This is a genomic window from Achromobacter veterisilvae (assembly GCF_037619525.1).
Taxonomy (GTDB): Bacteria; Pseudomonadota; Gammaproteobacteria; order Burkholderiales; family Burkholderiaceae_B; genus Achromobacter; species Achromobacter veterisilvae.
Genome location: NZ_CP148753.1, coordinates 3,845,184 through 3,864,823, shown reverse-complemented (window position 1 = coordinate 3,864,823; position 19,640 = coordinate 3,845,184). Strand labels below are relative to the sequence as shown.

The 19,640-nt window shown below is 68.3% G+C and carries 21 protein-coding genes; 17 read left to right on the top strand and 4 right to left on the bottom strand.

Annotated elements, in window-relative coordinates:
* Positions 1-41 precede the first annotated feature (41 nt).
* From WHX56_RS17965 to WHX56_RS17950, 4 genes are read left to right on the top strand one after another with little or no spacing between them, the layout of a single operon-like run.
* Complete coding sequence (locus WHX56_RS17965; RefSeq protein WP_338878548.1) at positions 42-395, top strand: flagellar protein FliT; 354 nt, start codon at positions 42-44, stop codon at positions 393-395.
* Positions 392-1,732 (top strand): flagellar hook-length control protein FliK, encoded by a 1,341-nt coding sequence (locus WHX56_RS17960; RefSeq protein WP_338878547.1) that lies wholly within the window; start codon positions 392-394, stop codon positions 1,730-1,732. Before WHX56_RS17965 ends, WHX56_RS17960 begins: the two co-directional genes overlap by 4 nt.
* Positions 1,732-2,049 carry an EscU/YscU/HrcU family type III secretion system export apparatus switch protein gene (locus WHX56_RS17955; protein WP_338878546.1) on the top strand — a complete coding sequence of 106 codons (318 nt, stop codon included), beginning with the start codon at positions 1,732-1,734 and terminating at the stop codon, positions 2,047-2,049. Before WHX56_RS17960 ends, WHX56_RS17955 begins: the two co-directional genes overlap by 1 nt.
* A 24-nt stretch (positions 2,050-2,073) precedes the next feature.
* Complete coding sequence (locus WHX56_RS17950; protein WP_338878545.1) at positions 2,074-2,877, top strand: flagellar brake protein; 804 nt, start codon at positions 2,074-2,076, stop codon at positions 2,875-2,877.
* Between the two features lie 27 nt (positions 2,878-2,904).
* Here the strand turns inward: WHX56_RS17950 and fliE are convergent, their stop codons facing one another.
* Positions 2,905-3,237, bottom strand: a complete 333-nt coding sequence (gene fliE / locus WHX56_RS17945) for a flagellar hook-basal body complex protein FliE (protein WP_338878544.1) — start codon at positions 3,235-3,237, stop codon at positions 2,905-2,907.
* A gap of 331 nt (positions 3,238-3,568) precedes the next feature.
* On the opposite strand from fliE, the gene fliF reads away from it, so the two are divergent.
* The 13 genes from fliF to fliR all read left to right on the top strand — a co-directional run bounded on the left by fliF (position 3,569) and on the right by fliR (position 14,891).
* Positions 3,569-5,242, top strand: coding sequence for a flagellar basal-body MS-ring/collar protein FliF (gene fliF / locus WHX56_RS17940; RefSeq protein WP_129247206.1), 1,674 nt, complete (start codon positions 3,569-3,571; stop codon positions 5,240-5,242).
* Complete coding sequence (fliG, locus tag WHX56_RS17935) at positions 5,232-6,242, top strand: flagellar motor switch protein FliG (RefSeq protein WP_129247204.1); 1,011 nt, start codon at positions 5,232-5,234, stop codon at positions 6,240-6,242. Before fliF ends, fliG begins: the two co-directional genes overlap by 11 nt.
* Complete coding sequence (fliH, locus tag WHX56_RS17930) at positions 6,235-6,978, top strand: flagellar assembly protein FliH (RefSeq protein WP_338878542.1); 744 nt, start codon at positions 6,235-6,237, stop codon at positions 6,976-6,978. Before fliG ends, fliH begins: the two co-directional genes overlap by 8 nt.
* Positions 6,975-8,453 carry a flagellar protein export ATPase FliI gene (gene fliI / locus WHX56_RS17925; protein ID WP_422393599.1) on the top strand — a complete coding sequence of 493 codons (1,479 nt, stop codon included), beginning with the start codon at positions 6,975-6,977 and terminating at the stop codon, positions 8,451-8,453. The genes fliH and fliI overlap by 4 nt, the downstream gene beginning before the upstream one ends.
* Entirely contained in the window at positions 8,446-8,895 is a 450-nt protein-coding gene (gene fliJ / locus WHX56_RS17920; RefSeq protein ID WP_129247200.1) for a flagellar export protein FliJ, read from the top strand. Before fliI ends, fliJ begins: the two co-directional genes overlap by 8 nt.
* Positions 8,896-8,919: 24 nt before the next feature.
* A complete protein-coding gene (locus WHX56_RS17915; protein ID WP_338878541.1) occupies positions 8,920-10,299 on the top strand; it encodes a flagellar hook-length control protein FliK in 1,380 nt (459 codons plus the stop codon).
* A gap of 170 nt (positions 10,300-10,469) precedes the next feature.
* Entirely contained in the window at positions 10,470-11,084 is a 615-nt protein-coding gene (locus WHX56_RS17910) for a flagellar basal body-associated FliL family protein (RefSeq protein WP_129247167.1), read from the top strand.
* Positions 11,085-11,086: 2 nt separating this feature from the next.
* The gene (gene fliM / locus WHX56_RS17905; RefSeq protein ID WP_129247165.1) at positions 11,087-12,094 is read left to right on the top strand and encodes a flagellar motor switch protein FliM; all 1,008 of its coding nucleotides are present in this window, start codon (positions 11,087-11,089) and stop codon (positions 12,092-12,094) included.
* Positions 12,087-12,623 (top strand): flagellar motor switch protein FliN, encoded by a 537-nt coding sequence (gene fliN / locus WHX56_RS17900; protein WP_129247163.1) that lies wholly within the window; start codon positions 12,087-12,089, stop codon positions 12,621-12,623. Before fliM ends, fliN begins: the two co-directional genes overlap by 8 nt.
* Before the next feature lie 13 nt (positions 12,624-12,636).
* On the top strand, positions 12,637-12,960 hold the full coding sequence (fliO, locus tag WHX56_RS17895) for a flagellar biosynthetic protein FliO (RefSeq protein WP_287755132.1): 324 nt from the start codon (positions 12,637-12,639) through the stop codon (positions 12,958-12,960).
* A gap of 27 nt (positions 12,961-12,987) precedes the next feature.
* Positions 12,988-13,779 carry a flagellar type III secretion system pore protein FliP gene (gene fliP / locus WHX56_RS17890; RefSeq protein WP_208742484.1) on the top strand — a complete coding sequence of 264 codons (792 nt, stop codon included), beginning with the start codon at positions 12,988-12,990 and terminating at the stop codon, positions 13,777-13,779.
* A gap of 19 nt (positions 13,780-13,798) precedes the next feature.
* The gene (gene fliQ / locus WHX56_RS17885) at positions 13,799-14,068 is read left to right on the top strand and encodes a flagellar biosynthesis protein FliQ (RefSeq protein WP_129247159.1); all 270 of its coding nucleotides are present in this window, start codon (positions 13,799-13,801) and stop codon (positions 14,066-14,068) included.
* 34 nt (positions 14,069-14,102) lie between these two features.
* The gene (gene fliR / locus WHX56_RS17880; RefSeq protein ID WP_129247157.1) at positions 14,103-14,891 is read left to right on the top strand and encodes a flagellar biosynthetic protein FliR; all 789 of its coding nucleotides are present in this window, start codon (positions 14,103-14,105) and stop codon (positions 14,889-14,891) included.
* Between the two features lie 532 nt (positions 14,892-15,423).
* On the opposite strand, the gene WHX56_RS17875 is transcribed toward fliR, so the two are convergent.
* The 3 genes from WHX56_RS17875 to WHX56_RS17865 all read right to left on the bottom strand — a co-directional run bounded on the left by WHX56_RS17875 (position 15,424) and on the right by WHX56_RS17865 (position 19,634).
* Positions 15,424-17,019 (bottom strand): methyl-accepting chemotaxis protein, encoded by a 1,596-nt coding sequence (locus tag WHX56_RS17875; protein WP_338878540.1) that lies wholly within the window; start codon positions 17,017-17,019, stop codon positions 15,424-15,426.
* A 284-nt stretch (positions 17,020-17,303) separates the two neighbouring features.
* On the bottom strand, positions 17,304-19,031 hold the full coding sequence (locus tag WHX56_RS17870) for a methyl-accepting chemotaxis protein (protein ID WP_129247155.1): 1,728 nt from the start codon (positions 19,029-19,031) through the stop codon (positions 17,304-17,306).
* A 135-nt stretch (positions 19,032-19,166) separates the two neighbouring features.
* Entirely contained in the window at positions 19,167-19,634 is a 468-nt protein-coding gene (locus WHX56_RS17865) for a hypothetical protein (RefSeq protein WP_129247153.1), read from the bottom strand.
* Positions 19,635-19,640 lie beyond the last annotated feature (6 nt).

Genomic DNA, 19,640 nt, shown 5'->3' with positions numbered 1-19,640 from the left:
CGGCATACGCATAGCCCAGCCATCGAACGCCCGAGATTTCCATGACGTCCATTACCCAGTACACCTCTCCTATCCTGGAACACTACCAGGAGATCGCTCTCATCACGGGAGAAATGCTAGCGGCCGCCCAGGTCGGCGACTGGGACGGGGCGATGGTCCATGGCCAGCAATACTGCGAACGGGTGGAACGCCTGCGCCAGGTCGAGCATGCAAAGCCGCTGGACGAAGCCGGCCGCGCCGTCAAGTACGACCTGCTCGTGCGCATCCTGGAAAACGATGCGCAGACGCGGGACCTGGCTTTGCCGCAATTGGCGCGGCTGGGGGAATTGCTGGGACGCATGAAACGCCAGCAGACGCTTTTGTCCACATACGGCAATCAGGCGCCTGAAGAATGAGCGTAGGTCCCGCCGCACTCGGCAACGTCCTGGTGCAGCGGCTGGACGCCGTGCTTGGCACGACGATGTCCGCCGCCAACGCGAATCTTGCCTCCGGCGCCCGGCCGGACGCGGTCAGCCAGCCCGGCAGCCTGGAAAGGCCCGGGCCGTCGGACGGCTCGGCCCGCGATCCCCGGCAAGGCATACAGACTGGCGGCGCCCGAGGCGACCGCCAGAATACTGTCATCGACGCCAAGACCGCCGCCGCCCTGGCGCTGGCGGCCCGCGGGCTGGTCACCAGCAGCGACACCACGGCCTCGGCCCCGACCACGCTGGGCACGACCGCGCGCACGATTCTCGCCCTGCTGGCCCAGTATCCCGAGGCCGCGCCCGCCCTCCAGGGCCGCGCGCCGCTCTGGAGCGCCAGCCCTGCCGCAGGCCAGACGGGCGGCGCGCCCGCGCAGGCGCAGGCGCCCGCCGGCCAGGCGGGACAGCCGGGACAGCCGGCCGCGGCCGCGCCGCAAGCGCCCGCGCCCCAGGCGGCGGCCCTGCCCCCCAATCCCGCGGCCGCCCTCGCCCAGGAGGGCCCGGCGACCACGGCCGGCAAGCCGGGAAGCCCCGCAACGCAAGCCGATACCCCCACCGCGGCCAGGGGAGCCGACGCCGCGGCCCGCGCGGCGCTTGCCGCCGGCGGCCCTCCGGCGCGCGCGCTGGGGCAGGCCCTGCGCCAGGCGCTGCAAACCAGCGGCCTGTTCTATGAGTCCCACCTGACCGACATGGTCTTCGGCCGGACCAATCCCTCTCAATTGCGGGACGAACCCCAGGCCCGGCTGGACAAGAACGCCGAACCCCAGAACGCGGCGCCCGCCCGGGCGCGGTCCGAACCCACCGCCGCCGCCCGTTCCAGCGCCGACGCGCCGTCCGCCTCGGGCTCCTCGGGCTCGTCCGCCGCGCCCGGCACGCCCATCGCCGGCATCCACCAGGACCTGACCGTGCTCGTCCGCCAGCAGCTCGACGTGCTGGCCAACCAGGCCCTGACCTGGCAGGGCGAAGCCTGGCCCGGAACGCCCATGGAATGGGAAGTGGAGCGCGACCCCTACGGCGGCGACCCCGATTCCGCGGTGCCCACCTGGGCCACCCGGCTGAAACTGGACCTTCCGCGCCTGGGCCTGGTCGACGCCCGGCTGAACCTGGCGGGCGACCAGCTCGTGCTGCAGGTCATCGCCCCCCACAGCGCGGCCGAGATCCATGAAGCCTCGGACACGCTGCGCTCTCGCCTGCTGGCCGCGGGACTGACCCTGAGCAATCTGTCGGTCAACGTGGTGGAACCGCGTCCCGTCATCCCGGCCGACATCTGATGAGCACGCCCTCCCATTCCCCCGACACCGGCCCGAACGCCAACCGCAACGCGGCGGTCGCCATCTCCTATGAGGAAAAAGACGGCGCGCCGCGCGTGGTGGCCAAGGGCTACGGCCAACTGGCGGACACCATCGTCCGGGCCGCCGAAGAGAACGGCCTCTATGTCCACGAATCCCGTGAATTGGTCGGATTGCTCATGCAGGTGGACCTGGATGCGCATATCCCGCCCCAACTCTACGTAGCAGTGGCAGAATTGCTGGCTTGGCTATACCGCCTGGAATCGCGCGAGCTGCCCGAAACCACGCCCCCCGCCTGACCCTACTGATTGAGGACGACCATCGTGTTGGACGCCAGCGACCCGGAATTCCTGCTGACTCGGCCGGAAGACATGCGCGCAGCCCTGTTCGAGCTGACGCACCCCGACAGCCACATCCTGGTGCGCGACGCCGCGGACCGCGAGATGGCCGTGCTCATCCTCGGCGCGGACAAGGAGACTCGCCAGTTCTTCTGGCGGCCCCGCGACTATGCCGGCGCGGACTTCGAACACTCCGACAGCATGGGCCTGCTGAGCGGCACCACCTTCTATTTCAACGCCACGGCCTACGGCGGCGTGCAGATCCGCTTCCGCGTGCAGCGGCCCGAGGTGATCCATTTCGACGACGGCAGCGCCGCCCTGATGTCGCCCTTCCCGGAACGCCTGGCCCGGATCCAGCGCCGCAAGATGTTCCGCGCGTCGCTGATCGCCAGCGCCAGCCGCTGCCACGCGACCTGGCAGGCCTCGCCCCAGGAAAAGCCGTGCAGCTTCACCGTGCGCGACATTTCCGTGGATGGCGTGGGCCTGCGCGCCGCGGTGGAGGTGGGCGCCCTGCCCCAGCGCGGCGCCATCATGGAGAACGTGCAACTGGACTTCGGCGAACTGGGCAGGATCAGCGCCAACCTGGAAGTGCGCAACGTCTATCCCGTTTCGGGCCAGCCGATGATGCAGGGCGCCAACCCAAGCGAGGCCGCGCCGCGGCACGTCTCGCTCACCGGCGAGCCGCCGGTGAGCCATCTGGGAGCGGTATTCCTGAACCTGGACGCGCGCCAGGAAAACTGGCTGCAGCAGGTGGTGTGGCGCCTCGAGCGAGGCGCGCAGCGCAACTGACCCGGGGGCCAGGCCCCCGCGCCGCGATCAGATGGCCATCGAGGAGATTTCCTTGTAGGCCGCGACCAGCTTGTTGCGCACCTGCACCGCCGTCTGGAAGCCGATGCTGGCTTTCTGCATGTCGATCATGACGTCATTGAGCGAGATGTCCGGCGCGCCCAGTTCGAAGGCCTTGGCCTGGGCCGTGGCCGCGTTCTGGGCGGCCGTGACGCGGCGGATGGAACGCTGCAGTTCGGCGGCGAAGCCGTCCGGCTGGACGGCCACTTCGCCCGCGGCGAGGTTGCCCGTCTCCGCCTTGCTGACGACCGCGCGCATCTGCTGGAGCATGCTTTCGATACCGGACAAGCCTGATACGGCCATTACTCTGATTCCTTGCTGGTGGGGATTACGCCAAAGTTGCATGAAGCGTAACGCCTGTCGCGCCCGGCCATAGCCGACAAGAACCGCCAAAAACCCCGACATTTCCTCGAATGCGGCCGCCTTCGGCCAGGGCCGCGGCGGACCCGCGCGCCTTCCTGGCGACATAGGGGATAAGTAACGCCAAAAACCGGCTGTTTTCAACGATTGGGATTGTCGTCTCAGGGGCAATAATCCACGCTCTCCCCAGACCAGAAGCACGTTGCATGTGTAATCTGCCCTACCAAGACATGAAGCTCCATTCCCAGCTCCGCGCAGCCTGCGGGAGCCGTCGATGAATCAGCAGGCCACCCTGAGCTCGTCGCTGCTGGCGAAGTTCCCCGTGCTGGAGAAGGTGCGCGCGCTGCCCAAGCCCGTCCTGCTCGGCGCGGCGGCAGCCGTCGTCGCGGCGATCGTCGCCGTCGCGATGTGGAGCAGCGAACCCAACTACAAGGTCCTGTTCTCGAACCTGGACGACCGCGATGGCGGCGCCATCGTGACGGCGCTGGGAACGATGAACGTGCCCTATCGCTACAACGATACCGGCACCGCCCTGCTGGTTCCGGCCGACCGCGTGTACGACGCCCGGCTGCAGTTGGCGTCCCAGGGCCTGCCGCGCGGCGGCTCCGTCGGCTTCGAACTGATGGACAACGCCCGCTTCGGCGCAAGCCAGTTCGCCGAGCAGATCAACTACCAGCGCGGCCTGGAAGGCGAGCTGGCCCGTTCGATCGAAGCCATGCACACCGTGCAGCATGCCCGCGTGCACCTGGCCATGCCGCGCCAATCGCTGTTCGTGCGCGAGCGCCAGGCCCCCACCGCCTCGGTATTGCTGAACGTCTACCCGGGCCGCAGCCTGAGCGACGCCCAGGTCTCCGCGATCTCCTGGCTGGTGGCGTCGAGCGTCCCCGAGCTGACCGCGGAAAACGTGTCCATCGTGGACCAGAACGGCCGCCTGCTGTCCGCGCCGCTGGGCGAAGGCCGCGGCATGGACGCCGACCAGATGCGCTTCGTGCGCGAGATGGAACAACGCACGGTCGAGCGCATCCTCACCATCCTGAACCCGCTGGTGGGTCCGGGCAACGTCCATGCCCAGGCGAGCGCGGACGTCGACTTCTCCCGCCGCGAGGAAACGTCGGAAATCTATCGTCCGAACCAGGAACCCGGGCAGGCCGCGGTGCGCAGCCAGCAGACCAGCGATTCCACCCAGCGCGGCGTCAACCCCGCGCAAGGCGTCCCCGGCGCGCTGTCGAACCAGGCGCCGACCAACGCGCAGGCGCCGATCGCCAACCCACCCCAGCCGCAGCCGCCCCGCCCGGGCCAGCCGCAGCAGCCGGCCAACGCCCAGCAGCAACAACAGCAGCAGACCGGCACCCAGACGCCGGCCTCCAACCTGAACGAACGCCGCGACGCGACCACGAACTATGAAGTGGACCGCACCATCAGCCACATCAAGCAGCCGGTGGGCGCGCTCAAGCGCCTGTCGGTCGCCGTGGTCGTCAACTACATCCGCGACAAGGACGGCGAGCCGCAGGCCCTGCCGCCCGAAGAACTGAGCAAGCTCACCAATCTGGTCCGCGAAGCCATGGGCTACTCGGAAACGCGCGGCGACTCGCTGAACCTGGTCAACAGCCAGTTCAACGATGGCCCGCCGCCGGTGCCGCTCTGGCGCGATCCGGAAATGATCACGCTGTTCAAGACGATCCTGGCGTGGCTGGTCGGTGGCGTGCTGGCGCTGTGGCTGTATCGCCTGCTGCGCCGCACGGTGGGCGAATACCTGTACCCGCCGGTCGATCCCGAGCAGGCCGAGGCCGATCGCATCGAGGCGGCGCGCGAAGCCCAGGAAACGGCCCGCGCCAAGGAAGTGGACCGCTATCAGGACAACCTGGAGCGTGCCCGCACGATGGCCAGCAAGGATCCGCGCGCGGTCGCGATGGTTCTGCGCACTTGGATGAGCAAAGATGAAAAATGATTCCCTTCCGCTGGACGGCATGACGCGCAGCGCCGTCCTGATGATGTCGCTGGGCGAAGACGCGGCGGCCGAGGTCTTCAAGTATCTCAGCGCCCGTGAAGTCCAGCAGGTCGGCGGCGCCATGGCCAGCCTGAAGCAGGTCACCCGCAACGACGTGGCGGTGGTGCTGGAAGAGTTCCGCCAGGAGGCCGACCAGTTCATGGCCGTCACCCTGGGGTCGGACGACTACATCCGCACCGTGCTGACCAAGGCGCTGGGCAGCGACCGCGCGGCCGGCCTGATCGAGGACATCCTGGAAGCCGGCGAAGGCGGCAGCGGCATCGACGCGCTGAACTGGCTGGATCCGAACACGGTGGCCGAGCTGATCGGCGACGAACACCCGCAGATCATCGCGACCATCCTGGTGCACCTGGAGCGCGACCGCGCCGCGGGCGTGCTGGCGCTGCTGACCGACCGCCTGCGCAACGACGTGATGCTGCGGATCGCCACGTTCGGCGGCGTGCAGCCCGCCGCTCTGTCCGAACTGACCGAAGTGCTGAATTCCGTGCTGGCCGGCCAGGGCGCCAAGCGCAGCAAGATGGGCGGCGTGCGCACCGCGGCCGAGATCCTGAACATGATGAATTCCGCCGAAGAGGAAACCGTCGTCGCCAGCCTGCGCGAACGCGACAACGACCTGGCGCAGAAGATCATCGACGAAATGTTCGTCTTCGACAACCTGCTCGACGTCGAGGACCGCGCCATCCAGCTCATCCTCAAGGAAATCGACAACGACACCCTCATGGTCGCGCTCAAGGGCGCCCCGGAGGAGCTGCGCGCCAAGTTCCTGCGCAACATGTCCAGCCGCGCGGCGGAAATGCTGCGCGAGGACCTGGAAGCCCAGGGCCCCATCCGCATGTCCAAGGTCGAGACCGAACAGAAGAAGATCCTGCAGATCGCGCGCCGCCTGGCCGAAAGCGGCCAGATCGTCCTGGGCAACCAGGGAGACGACACGTATGTCTGAAGCGGACAGCGGCGCGACGACGCTCAGCTCGCGCAGCGCCGCCTGGCGGCGCTGGCAGATGCTGTCGTTCGACGAGCCGGCGCCCGTCGAGGCCGAGCCCGAACCGGAACCCGATCCCGGGCCGGACCCCGAGGTCGTCATGGCCCAGTTGCGCGCCCAGGCGCGGGCGGAAGGCCGCGCGAAGGGGCACGCCGAAGGCCACGCCGCCGGCTTCGAAGCCGGCCGCCAGGCGGGCCACGAGGCCGGCCTGGCCGCCGGACGCGAACAAGGCTACGCCGAGGGCCTGGCCCAGGCGCGCGAACAGGGCGCGGCCGAAGCGCAGCATCTGCATGCGCTGGTGCAGGCCTGCGCCGTATCGCTGGGCTCGCTGGAAGAAAAAATGGGCCAGGGCCTGCTCACGCTGGCCCTGGACATCGCCCAGCAGGTCGTGCGCACCACCCTCGCCGAACAGCCCGAAACCGTGGCCGGCGCGGTGCGCGAAGTGCTGCACATCAATCCGTCCGCCGGCGGCCAAATGCGCCTGTGGGCGAATCCGGCGGACATCGAACTGATCCGCCTGCACCTGGCCGACGAACTCAAGGAAGGCCATTGGCGCGTGCTCGCCGATGAATCCATCGCGCGCGGCGGCTGCCGCGCCGAGACGCCGTTCGGCGATATCGACGCCACCTTGCAGACGCGCTGGCGCCGCGTCGCGGCCTCGCTGGGCCGCAACGTGTCCTGGGAGGACCCCGAGTGACCGGCAAACCGGCGCCCTCGACGGCCGTGCCTAACCCGGCCGTGCCCATCATCGACCGCTGGCAGACCCAGTTGCAGATCGGTTCGATCCGGGCCGCGTCGACCGACCCCTGGCTGGTCAGCGGCAAGATCACGCGCGCCACGGGCCTGGTGCTGCATGCCACCGGCCTGCGCCTGCCGGTGGGCGCGGCCGCTCGCATCGAAATCGCCCGCGGCCACGACCATTGGGCGGACGCCGAAGTCGTCGGCTTCGACGGCCACACGCTGTACCTGATGCCGCAGGCGGACATCTCCGGCCTGCCGCCCGGCGCGCGCGTCGTGCCTGGCGAACCCCCTGTCCAGCGCCAGATCCCCCTGCCGCGCAAGGCCGAACTCAACGGCAACGCCAAGCCGCAGCTCGGCCGCCACCTGCCGGTGGGCAATGCCCTGCTGGGCCGGGTGCTGGACGGCGCCGGACGGCCGCTCGACGGCCTGGGCCCGCTGACGGGCGCCGAACTCGCGCCCCTGTCCGCCCAGCCGATCAACCCCTTGTCGCGCGCGCCCATCGATACCGTGCTCGACACGGGCGTGCGCGCGATCAACGGCCTGCTCACCGTGGGCCGCGGCCAGCGCATGGGCCTGTTCGCCGGCTCCGGCGTCGGCAAGAGCGTGCTGCTGGGCATGATGGCCCGCTACACCAAGGCCGACGTGATCGTCGTGGGCCTGATCGGCGAACGCGGCCGCGAAGTCAAGGAATTCATCGAACACAACCTGGGCCCCGACGGCCTGGCCCGTTCGGTCGTGGTGGCCGCGCCCGCCGACGTATCCGCCCTGCTGCGCCTGCAAGGCGCCGCCTACGCCACCCGCCTGGCGGAACACTTCCGCGACCAGGGCCTGGACGTGCTGCTGATCATGGACTCGCTGACCCGCTACGCCATGGCGCAGCGCGAGATCGCGCTGGCCATCGGCGAGCCGCCCGCCACGAAGGGCTACCCGCCCTCGGTATTCGCCAAGCTGCCGATGCTGGTCGAGCGCGCCGGGATGGGCGCGCCCGGCCCGTCGGGCAAGGCCGGCTCCATCACGGCGTTCTACACCGTGCTGGCCGAAGGCGACGACCAGCAGGACCCCATCGCCGACTCGGCGCGCGCCATCCTGGACGGCCACGTCGTGCTGTCGCGGCACCTGGCCGAAGCGGGCCATTACCCGGCCATCGACATCGAAGCGTCGATCTCGCGCGCCATGACCTCGCTGATCCCGCCGGAGCAATTCGCCGTGGTGCGGCGCTTCAAGCAATGCCTGTCGCGCTACCAGCGCAACCGCGACCTGATCGCGGTGGGCGCCTACGCCGCCGGCAACGACCCGCAGCTCGACGACGCCATCGCGCGCTATCCGCGCCTGGAAGCCTTCCTGCAGCAGGACATCGGCGAGAACATCGGCTACGCGGATGCCGTCGGCCAGTTGCGCGCCAGTTTCGAATTGAGAGACACCTATGCCTAGCCAATTGCCCCTGGACATGCTGATCGACCTGGCCAAGGAAAGCACGGACGAAGCCGCGCGCCTGCTGGGCCGGCTCAACGCCGAACGCGGCAACGCCGAGCGCCAGCTCGGCATGCTGCACGACTACCGCCAGGACTATCTGGAACGTCTGCAGCAGGCGATGACGAACGGCATGTCGGCCAGCGACTGCCACAACTACCAGCGCTTCATCGGCACCCTGGACGACGCGATCGGCCAGCAGCAGACCGTGCTGCGCCAGGCCGACGAGAACCTCGCCAAGGGACGCCAGTACTGGCAGCAGGAAAAACGCAAGCTCAATTCCTACGACGCCCTGGCGCAACGCGAACTGCGCGCCCAGGCCGTGGTGGAATCCCGCCGCGAACAGCGCGCCAACGACGAATACTCCGCCCGCCTGGTCCAGCGCCAGGCCGGCATGCATTAAGCGATACCTAACAGGAAGCCCCAGATGACCGCTCCCCTGCCCTTGCCCACCATCGCGCCCGCCGCCCCGGCCTCGATCGCCGACGCGCTCGGCGCCAAGCCGGCGCCCGCGAACAAGAAGGGTCCCAGCTTCTCCGATGTGCTGGCCCAGCAACGCCCTGCCCAGCAACGCCCCACTCAGCAGCGTCCGGATCAGGCCGCCGGCTCCCGCCCCGCGGACGCCGCGGCGAAGGCGCCCGCCAAGGGCCAGCAGGGCTCGGACGATCCCGCCGCCCGCGCGGAAGGCGCCGCCGCCGGCGCCATCGACGAGGCCGCCCAGGCGGCCGCGCAGGCCGAAGCCGGCGCGCTGGCCGTCGCGGCGGCCCAGCCGGCCGTCGTGCTGCCGCAGCAGGCGCTGGAAATCGCCGCCCAGGCGGCGGAACAGGTGCAGCTTGCGCGCAGCAATGCCGCGGCCACGGCCACTGCCATGAGCACCGGCGCCGCCGTGCTCACCGCGGCGCTGGGCGCCGCCGACGCGGCCGTTACCGTGGGCACGCCCGTCGCGGCCACCGCGCAGCAAGCGGAAGCCGCCGCCGCGCTCGCCGTTCGCGACGCCGAAGCCGCGCTGCCGGTCGTCACCGAGGCCGTCAAGCCCGGCAACAACCAGGCTCCCGCGCAAGCGCCGGCCGCGCCCGCCGCCGCGGCCACGGCCAAGGCCGAGACGACGCGCCTTGCTCCCGAAGCCGCGCTGCCCCGCGCCGCCAGCCACCCGCGCGCCGACGCCGCGCCCACCCTGGCGGCCCGCGACGAACCGGAGTCCGCGGCCGCGCTGCCGGGCGCCGAACAGCAATTCCAGGCGCCGCAGCACAACGCGCCGGCCCACGACGTCCTGGCGTCGGCGCTGGCTGCCGCCGCCGCGCAACGCCAGCCCGCGCCGATCGCCAACCCGGCCGCCATCGCGGCGCCCGCCGTTCCCCTGGTGCTGCAAGTCGCCACCCCGGTGGGCGGCACGCATTGGGGCACCGAACTCGGCCAGCAAGTGGTCATGATGAGCCACAACGCGCGCCAGGGCATGCAGACCGCCGAACTGCGCCTGGATCCGCCGGACCTGGGTCCGCTGCGCGTCAGCCTGAACCTGGCCGACGGCGTCGCCAGCGCGTCCTTCGTCTCGGCCCACGCCTCCGTGCGCCAGGCGATCGAAACCGCCATTCCGCAGTTGCAGCAGGCGCTGGCGCAGGCCGGCATCTCGCTGGGCCAGACCAGCGTGGGCGAACAGACCGCCCAGCAGGAGTTCGCGCAACAGGGCGGCAACGGCTCGCAACGGCAGTCCGGCGGCGCCCTGGCGGGAACCGACGGCGTGGCCGAAGCGCCTGTCGCCGTGACGGTGGCGCGCAACGCCAACGCACTGGTGGACACGTTTGCCTGACCGGTCCGCGCCCCGCGTCCGGCATGGCTTGCGGGCGGTGCAGCAATAGCTTGAGATACGCGGCTTTCGCCCTGTTTTTCGCCTCCAAGCCGAGGCGGGATTTGGGGCAGAATGCTTTCATCCACTAAGAACCCGTTTTCATCAGCGGCAAAACACGCATCGACACCGAGATGGCGACTTCCAAATCCACACCCCTGCCTGCGCGCGGCGCACCCATCCCCCGCTCGGGCGGCCTGGGCCGCATTCTTCGCCCGCTGCTGGCGCTCATCGTCCTGCTCATCGTCGCCGCGGCCAGCGCCGGCGCCACCTGGTTCATCGCCCAGCGCATGCAGCCGCAAGGCGGAGCGCCCGTGCAGCTCGGCGTAGGCCAGGTGCCGGGCGGCCAGCCCGGCGCGGGCCAGCCGGGCCACGGCCCCCAGGCCACGCCCACCACCTTCGTCGCGCCGCCCGCCGGCCCGATCGCCGTGCCCGCCCCGATCTTCGTTCCGCTCGAACCCTTCACCGTGACGCTGCAGAATGCGGATACGGAACGCATCATGCACGTCGGCCTGACCCTGCGCGTCAGCGACGACCAGACCCGCACGCGCCTCGAAAAGTACATGCCCGAAGTGCGCAGCCGCATCCTGATGGTGCTGTCGTCGCAATCGCCCATCGGCGTGCAGACGCAGCAGGGCAAGACCGACATGGTCAATGCGATCAAGCAGGCCGTCAATCTTCCGTTCTCGCCCCTGCCTGACGGCCAGTACGTCACCGACGTGCTCTTCACGGCGTTCGTGGTGCAATAAGCATGGCCTACGAGGCATTCCTTTCGCAGGACGAGGTCGACGCGCTGCTCGCTGGCGTCACCGGCGAGAGCGACAGCAAAACCGAAGCGGCAGGCCAGAATACCGGCGCGCGCGCCTATGACCTGAGCTCGCCGGAGCGCGTCGTCCGCCGCCGCATGCAGACGCTGGAGCTGATCAACGAGCGTTTTGCGCGCCACATGCGCAACGTGCTCCTGAACTTCATGCGCCGCAGCGCCGACATCACCGTCGGTTCCATCAAGATCCAGAAGTACGCGGACTTCGAGCGCAACCTGCCGGTGCCGAGCAATCTGAACATGATTCAGATGAAGCCCCTGCGCGGCACCGCGCTCTTCACGTACGACCCGAACCTGGTGTTCCTGGTCATCGACAGCCTGTTCGGCGGCGATGGCCGCTACCACACCCGCGTCGAAGGCCGGGACTTCACCACGACCGAACAGCGCATCATCCGGCGCCTGCTCAACCTGACCCTGGAAAGCTACGGCAAGTCCTGGGATCCGGTCTATCCGATCGAATTCGAGTACGTGCGCTCGGAGATGCACACCAAGTTCGCCAGCATCACCGGCAACAACGAAGTGGTGGTCGTCACGTCCTTCCACATCGAATTCGGCGCCACCGGCGGCGACCTGAACATCTGCCTGCCCTACTCCATGATCGAGCCGGTGCGCGACCTGCTGACGCGGCCGCTGCAGGAAACCACGCTCGAAGAAGTGGACCAGCGCTGGTCGCAGCAGCTTTCCCGCCAGGTGCGCAGCGCCGATATCGACGTCATCGCGGAATTCGCCCGCATCCCGTCCTCGATCCGCGAACTGATGCACCTGAAGGCGGGCGACGTCCTGCCGGTGACCGTTCCGGAATCCATAATCGCCAGCGTCGACGGCGTGCCGTTGATGGAATGCGGCTACGGCGTCTTCAACGGCCAGTACGCCCTGCGCGTACAGAACATGTTTACCCACGATACAGAACCCAACGAGGCCTCTGACCATGACTGACAAGAACGAGCCCGGCACTGGCTCGTCCCCGGCCGACGACTGGGCCGACGCGCTCGCCGAACAATCCCGCGCCAACCCGCCCACCCAGGCCGACGGCTTGAAGCCCCAGGACGACTGGGCCGCCGCGATGGCCGAACAGGCCGCCACGCCGGCGCCGGCAGCCGCGCCCGCGCCCGCGGCTGCGCCCGCCGCCGCCCCCGCCGCGCAATCGGCGGCGCAGTCGGTATTCAAGCCGCTGGCCGGCGCCACCGGCGGCGCGGGCACGGACATCGACCTGATCATGGACGTCCCCGTCCAGCTCACGGTCGAGCTGGGCCGCACCCGCCTGACCATCAAGAACCTGCTCCAGTTGGGCCAGGGCTCGGTGGTCGAACTCGACGGCCTGGCCGGCGAACCGATGGACATCTTCGTCAACGGCTACCTGATCGCCCAGGGCGAAGTGGTGGTCGTCGAGGACAAGTACGGCATCCGCCTCACCGACATCATCACCCCGTCCGAGCGGATCAACCGCTTGAACAACCGTCGCTGACCCCGCCTCCGCCATGACCGAATCCGCCCTCACGCGCGTCATCGTCGGCCTGGTGCTGGTGGTGGCCGCCATCCTGGCCGCGGCCTGGCTGGCCCGCCGCGCCGGGCTGACGCAGCGCGGCGGCGGCAATCTCCTGCGGCAGGTCGCCAGCCTGCCGGTCGGCCCGCGCCAAAGCATCGTGGTGGTCGAAATCGAAGACACCTGGCTGGTGGTGGGCGTCGGCCCCAACCAGCTCAATACTCTGCACACCTTGCCCGCCGGCCAGTTGCCGGAAGGTTCCCCATTGCCCGCCGCCGCTTTCGCGGCCAAGCTGGGCCAGGCGCTCAAGCGCCGCTAGCGCCACGCCGCGCTTCACGCCATATCCATGAGTTTGCTCTCTCGCACGACACCTGCCCGCGCCCGCACCGCCGCGCTGCCCCTGTTCGCAGCGGCCGCCGTGCTCGGCCTGGCCTTCTTTCCGGCCGGTGTCGTCGCCCAGGCCACGTTGCCGGCCTTGACGGCCACCCCGGGGCCGAACGGCTCCGAAACCTATTCGCTCAGCATGCAGACCCTGCTGCTGATGACCTCGCTGTCGTTCCTGCCGGCGGCGCTGCTGATGATGACGGGCTTCACCCGCATCATCATCGTCCTGGGCCTGCTGCGCAGCGCCATGGGCACGGCCATGTCGCCGCCCAACCACGTGCTGATCGGCCTGGCGCTGTTCCTGACCTTCTATACGATGTCGCCGGTGTTCGACAAGATCTACGCGGACGCCTACAAGCCGCTGTCCGAGGGCTCGATCCCGTTCGAAACCGCGGTGGAGCGCGCGGCCTCGCCCTTGCGCACCTTCATGCTGCACCAGACCCGCGAGAGCGACCTGTCGCTCTTCGCCAACCTGGCCAAGCAGCCGGCCCTGGAAGATCCGGCGCAGGTGCCCATGCGCATCCTGGTGCCGGCGTTCATCACCAGCGAATTGAAGACCGCCTTCCAGATCGGTTTCACCATCTTCATCCCGTTCCTGATCATCGACCTGGTGATCGCCAGCGTCCTGATGGCGCTGGGCATGATGATGGTGCCGCCGGTCACCGTGGCGCTGCCGTTCAAGCTGATGCTGTTCGTGCTGGCCGACGGCTGGAACCTGCTCATGGGCTCGCTGGCCCAGAGTTTCTACCAGTGACGCCGGGAGGAGAATCGCCATGACCGCCGAAACCGTCATGACCATGACCTACCAGGCGATGAAGATCGTGCTGGCGATGGCGGGTCCGCTCCTGCTCGTGACGCTGTTCGTGGGCCTGGTCATCAGCATCTTCCAGGCCGCCACGCAGATCAACGAAATGACGCTGTCGTTCATTCCGAAGCTGCTGGCCATGTGCGGCGTGCTGGTGCTGCTGGGTCCGTGGCTCATCGGCGTCATGGTCGACTACATCCGGCAACTGATCGGCCAGATCCCCATGCTGGTGTCCTGAGCGGCGGCCGCCGCCGGACTCCGGACCTCCCGCCATGATCGCCTTCACGCTCGAACAGCTCAACGGCTGGATCGGCCAGTTCCTCTGGCCGTTCGTGCGCATCCTGGCGCTGGTGGGCACCGCGCCGCTCTTCTCGGAATCGCTCATCCCCATCAAGGTCAAGATCGGACTGTCGTTCATCCTGGCCGTCGCCATCAGCCCCGCCCTGGACCCCATGCCGGCGATCGCGCCGGGTTCCTTCGCCGGGCTCTGGATGGTAATGCAGCAGGTGCTGATCGGCATCTCGCTGGGTTTCACGATGCGCCTGGTATTCGCCGCCGTCCAGACGGCCGGCGAATTCGTGGGCCTGCAGATGGGCCTGTCGTTCGCTTCGTTCTTCGATCCCAGTTCCGGCGCCAACACCGCGGTGCTGTCGCGGCTCTTCAACATCATTGCGATGCTGACCTTCCTGGCGCTGGACGGCCACCTGCTGGTCCTGGCCGCGCTGGTGCGTTCCTTCGACACCTTGCCGGTCGCCGCGATCCAACTGCACCAGAACGGCTGGGGCGTCGTGGTGGAATGGGGCAAGACAGTGTTCATCTCCGGCCTGCTGCTGGCGCTGCCGCTCATCTGCGCCCTGCTGACCATCAACCTGGCCATGGGCATCCTGAACCGCACCGCCCAACAGCTATCCGTCTTCTCCATCGGCTTCCCGGTCACGCTGATCGTCGGCGTCACGGTGCTGGCCGTCGTCCTGCCCCACGCCGGACCGTTCCTGGAATCCCTGTTCGGATCCGGCCTGGCCGCCATGAGCCGCGTCGCCGACGCGCTGGCGGGGAAGTAAGACCGGGCCGAGTCCCTACGCGGTCAGGTGCCTGAAACCCCCGTGGTCAGGTGTCTGACACCCTAGGGAGACGCTCGTCAATCTTCATTAGCGTCCGCAGGGTGTCAGACACCCCCCCCGGCTAATCCTCCAATCGATGTCAGACACCCGCGGGATGACGCGGCCATACGGCGGGCGCTTCCTCGGGTGTCTGACACCTGCGCGCTCCGATGCGCTGGCGGGGAAGTAAGGCCGGGCCGAGCCCCTAGTGGGTCAGGTGTCTGACACCCTGGGGAGACGCTCGTCAATCTTCATTGGCGGCTGCAGGGTGTCAGACACCCCCCCCGGCTAATCCTCCAATCGGTGTCAGACACCCGCGGGATGACACGGCCATATGGCGGGCGCTTCCTCGGGTGTCTGACACCTGCGCGCTCCGATGCGCTGGCGGGGAAGTAAGACCGGACCGAGCCCCTAGTTGGTCAGGTGTCTGACACCTGCGCGCTACGGGAACCAGGATACAAGGGTGTCTGACACCTTGCCCTCCTGCCCGCGATTACTGCTGCCCCGTGAGCCGGAATACCCGGATCGTTTCGCGCAGCGCGCCCGACTGGCCGCCCAACTGCATGACCGCGCCGCCCAGGTCCTGGACCAGCGCGGTGTTCTGCACCGTCATCACGTCCATCTGCGACACCGCCGTATCCACCTGCTCGATGCCGCTGGATTGCTCCTGCGAAGCGCTCGAGATTTCGCCGATGATGGCGGTCACGCGATGCACCGCGGCCACGATCTCCTGCATCGTCGCGCCTGCCTGTTCGGCCTGCTGCGACCCTTCCGTGACACGCTCCACCGAGTCCTCGATCAGGCCCTTGACCTCCTTGGCGGCCTGCGCGCTTTTCTGCGCCAGGCTGCGGACCTCGCCCGCCACCACCGCGAAGCCCTTGCCGGACTCGCCCGCGCGGGCGGCTTCCACGGCCGCGTTGAGCGCCAGGATGTTCGTCTGGAACGCGATGCCCTCGATGATGCTGACGATATCGGCGATCTTGCGGGAACTGTCCGAAATGCCGTGCATCGTGTCCACTACCTGCCCGACGGCGACACCGCCGCGCCGCGCCACGTCCATGCTGCTGGCCGCCAATTGGTTGGCCTGGCGCGCGTTATCGGCGTTCTGGCGCACAGTGGACGTCAGTTGCTCCATGCTGGCGGCGGTCTGCTGCAGGGAGGAAGCCTGGCCCTCGGTGCGGCCGGCCAGTTCCTGGTTGCCGCGGGCGATATGCGCCGCGGCGTGGGTCGTGCCTTCGATGCCGCGGTAAACGTCCTGGGCGATGCCAACCAGACTCTTGCGCATGACTTCGAGCGAGAACTTCAGGCTGCCGACTTCATCGTCCGACTCCGCCAGGATCTGCGTGGTGAGATTGCCCGCCGCCACCTGGCGCGCCATGTTGGCGGCGTCGACCATGGGGTCCAGCAGGAACCGCGACAGGCGCCAGCCCATGCCGAAGATGGCGATGATGCCCAGCCCGATCGCCGCGCAGCCCAGGCCGGCCCCGAACGTGCCGAGCTGGTCCCAATTGGCGTGCAGCCCGTAGGCGCCCGCACCGCCCACGATGCCCGCGGACAGCAGCGCATGGCGCAGCATGCGGCTGCGCACGCCGCGCCTGAAGGGAAACGCCAGCACGTCCAGCCCGCGCCGCCAACCGGCGGGCACCGGCCGTCCCCGCAGGATGCGGACTCCCCTGGCCTGGCCTTCGCGCATGCGCGCATACAGCGCTTCGGCCATTTCGACCTGTTCATCGGACGGACGCACCCGCACCGAGGAATACGCCACGACCTCGCCGTTTTCGAAGATGGGCGTGGCGTTGGCCAGCACCCAATAGAAACCGCCGTCCTTGCGGCGGTTCTTGACCAGGCCGAGCCACGATTCGCCGGCCTGCAGCGTCTCCCAGAGGTCTTCGTAGGCTTCGGAGGGCATGTCGGGATGGCGCACGATATTGTGGGCCTTGCCGATCAATTCCTCGCGGGAAAATCCGCTGACTTCGACGAAGGCGGGGTTCGCGTAAACGATCCTGCCTTTGGTATCGGTGCGCGAGATCAGGTATTGATCCTCGCGCAGCTTGGTTTCCACGTTATGAACGGGTAGGTTGACGCGCACAGCTTGTCTCCGGTTATATCAAAAGCAGCAAATGAATAACGGCGAGCAAACTGGACCCGATGCCCCGCATCTACACTTCCCCGCCCGGTTTGTCAGGCCCTGCGCCGGCAGGTGCGATGGCCGTCAAACACTGTTCATTGCCCTGATCGGGCGTTATTACTATTAACGGTAATATTCCGGAAAACTTAACGTGCGCATGATTCGCGCATTTCCATGGCCCGAAAAGACACAGGACCGCGGCCGCGCATCGGCGCGGCCGCGGTCCTGTCTCAAGGCGCCAGGCGTCAGGCCTGGGTCAGCGTCGGCGTGGAATAGCCGCCCAGTTGGTGGGCGGGCACTTCGATGACCTCGCCCGCGTTGATCTTGAACACGGCAACCGCCTCGGCCAGGCGCTGCGCCTGCTCTTGCAGCGAACCCGCCGCCGCGGCCGCCTCTTCCACCAGCGCCGCGTTCTGCTGCGTCACCTCGTCCATCTGCGACACCGCGCGGTTGACCTGATCGATGCCGCTGGACTGCTCCTCGGACGCCGCCGAGATCTCGCCCATGATGTCCGTCACCCGCTTCACCGACGCCACGATCTCCTGCATCGTCGCGCCCGCGCGCTCCACCTGCTGCGAGCCCGCGCCGACCTTCGTCACCGAATCCTCGATCAGGCCCTTGATTTCCTTGGCCGCCTGCGCGCTGCGCTGCGCCAGCGAGCGAACCTCGCCCGCCACCACCGCGAAGCCCTTGCCCTGCTCGCCCGCGCGTGCCGCTTCCACCGCCGCGTTCAGCGCCAGAATGTTCGTCTGGAACGCAATGCCGTCGATCACCGACACGATCTCGGAAATCTTGCGCGAGCTGGCCGAAATGCCCTGCATCGTGCTGACCACTTCCGACACCGCCGAGCCGCCGCGTTCGGCCACGTCCGACGCGCTGGCCGCCAGTTGATTGGCCTGGCGCGCGTTGTCCGCGTTCTGCTTCACGGTCGAGGCCAGCTCTTCCATCGACGCCGCCGTTTCCTCCAGCGACGCCGCCTGCTCTTCCGTGCGGCTGGACAGGTCCGTGTTGCCGGCCGAGATCTCGCTCGAACCCACGGTGATCTCGTCCACGCCGCGGCGCACCGCCGACACCGTGCGGGTCAGGCTTTCCTGCATGCGCTTGAGCGCGGCGAACAACTGGCCGATTTCATTGTGCGAACGCACTTCCACCCGGCTGGTCAGGTCGCCGGCGGCGATCTTGTCGAAATGCTGGCCGGCTTCCACCAAGGGGCGGACCACCAGGCGGCCGAACAGCATGCGGGCCAGGATCATCAGCAGCAGCGCCAGGCCGACCGCGACGCCCACCGCCACCATGGCGCGGTTGAAATTGGCGTCCGCCTGGTCGATCGTGGCTTGCTGCTGCGCGCCGATGTACTTGCCGAACTCGCCGATCGCATCGATGAACGCGGCGCTGCGCGGCGTGCCGTACTCGTTGTTCACCATGTAGAAGGTCGAATAATCTTCGCTGCGCAGGGCTTCGACCATGGTGTCCACGCCATCGTCGATGTACGAGCGGTAGCGGCGGACCAGGTTCATGGACAACTGGCGGCCGGTGTCGTCCTGCAGCATGTTCTTCTGGAAATCCGCAAAACGGCTGCGCACCCCGGTCAGCAGGTCCGTGGCGCTCTTCACGGCCGCCGCGGCGTCGCGGGCCGAGTTCTCGCCGCTGCCCCAGCCGGATTCCTGCAGGTGGCGCGCGGCGACCATCAGCGCGACGCGGGCGCGAAGCATGTCGCTGTTGATCACCTCGACTTGCTTGGAACGCTCGGTCAGGGAGTTGACCTCGCGGATGGACTCATAGTTGCTCTGCAGGAAATAGGCGGCCAGGCCGCCGACCGCGGCGATCAACACCGCGAAGAACGCCATGACCCATAGCAGCATCGTGCCGACGCGGGCATCGCGCAGGCGCAGCTTCTTCTTCACCTTGGGCGCGCGCGCCTTCCTCTTTCCGACTTTGCCGGACTTCGCACCGGATTCGAGACTCGCTTCCATAAATTTCCCCATCCCTCAGGAACTGCCTGACCAAATGAAAAACCACCCTGCGGACACGCTCTGTTACACAGCGGATCCACTCAGGGCGACGTACATTGCGATCTGCGCCGCAATGCTCTCTGCCGGACACAGGGCTTACCCGCCCCGCGGCCTCGATCCGGCCGGTTCACCCGGGCCGGGTATATAGATGATTTGCCCCTCGGGTTCCACTGCGGGCAGCGCCCAGTCCGGACCGAAGTCGGGAGCGGGCGCGGGTCCCATCAGTTTCTGGCGTTCCCAGGGTTCCAGCAGAATATTGGTGCTGTCGACGAGGCGCATCAGCCGGCCGTCCGGCCCGAACTGGAGCAGCGCTTCCTTGCGGCTGTACAAGCCGTCCGTGACAAACGTGATCTTGAAGGACCAGAGCGCCAGCAACGAGCCGTCGGTCTGTCGGTAGACTTTGTCGGGCGGAGCCGTCAGCTCCCGCGAGGCCTCTTCCAGCGTCGTCTGGCCGGGCGTCAGGGTCGACAGCCTGCCCGGGTCGAAATTGTGTCCCGTCGCCGCGCAGCCGGCGAGAAAGACCGCAAGAGCGGCCGTCGCCAGAAGATGTATATAGCCTCGCATACCTAC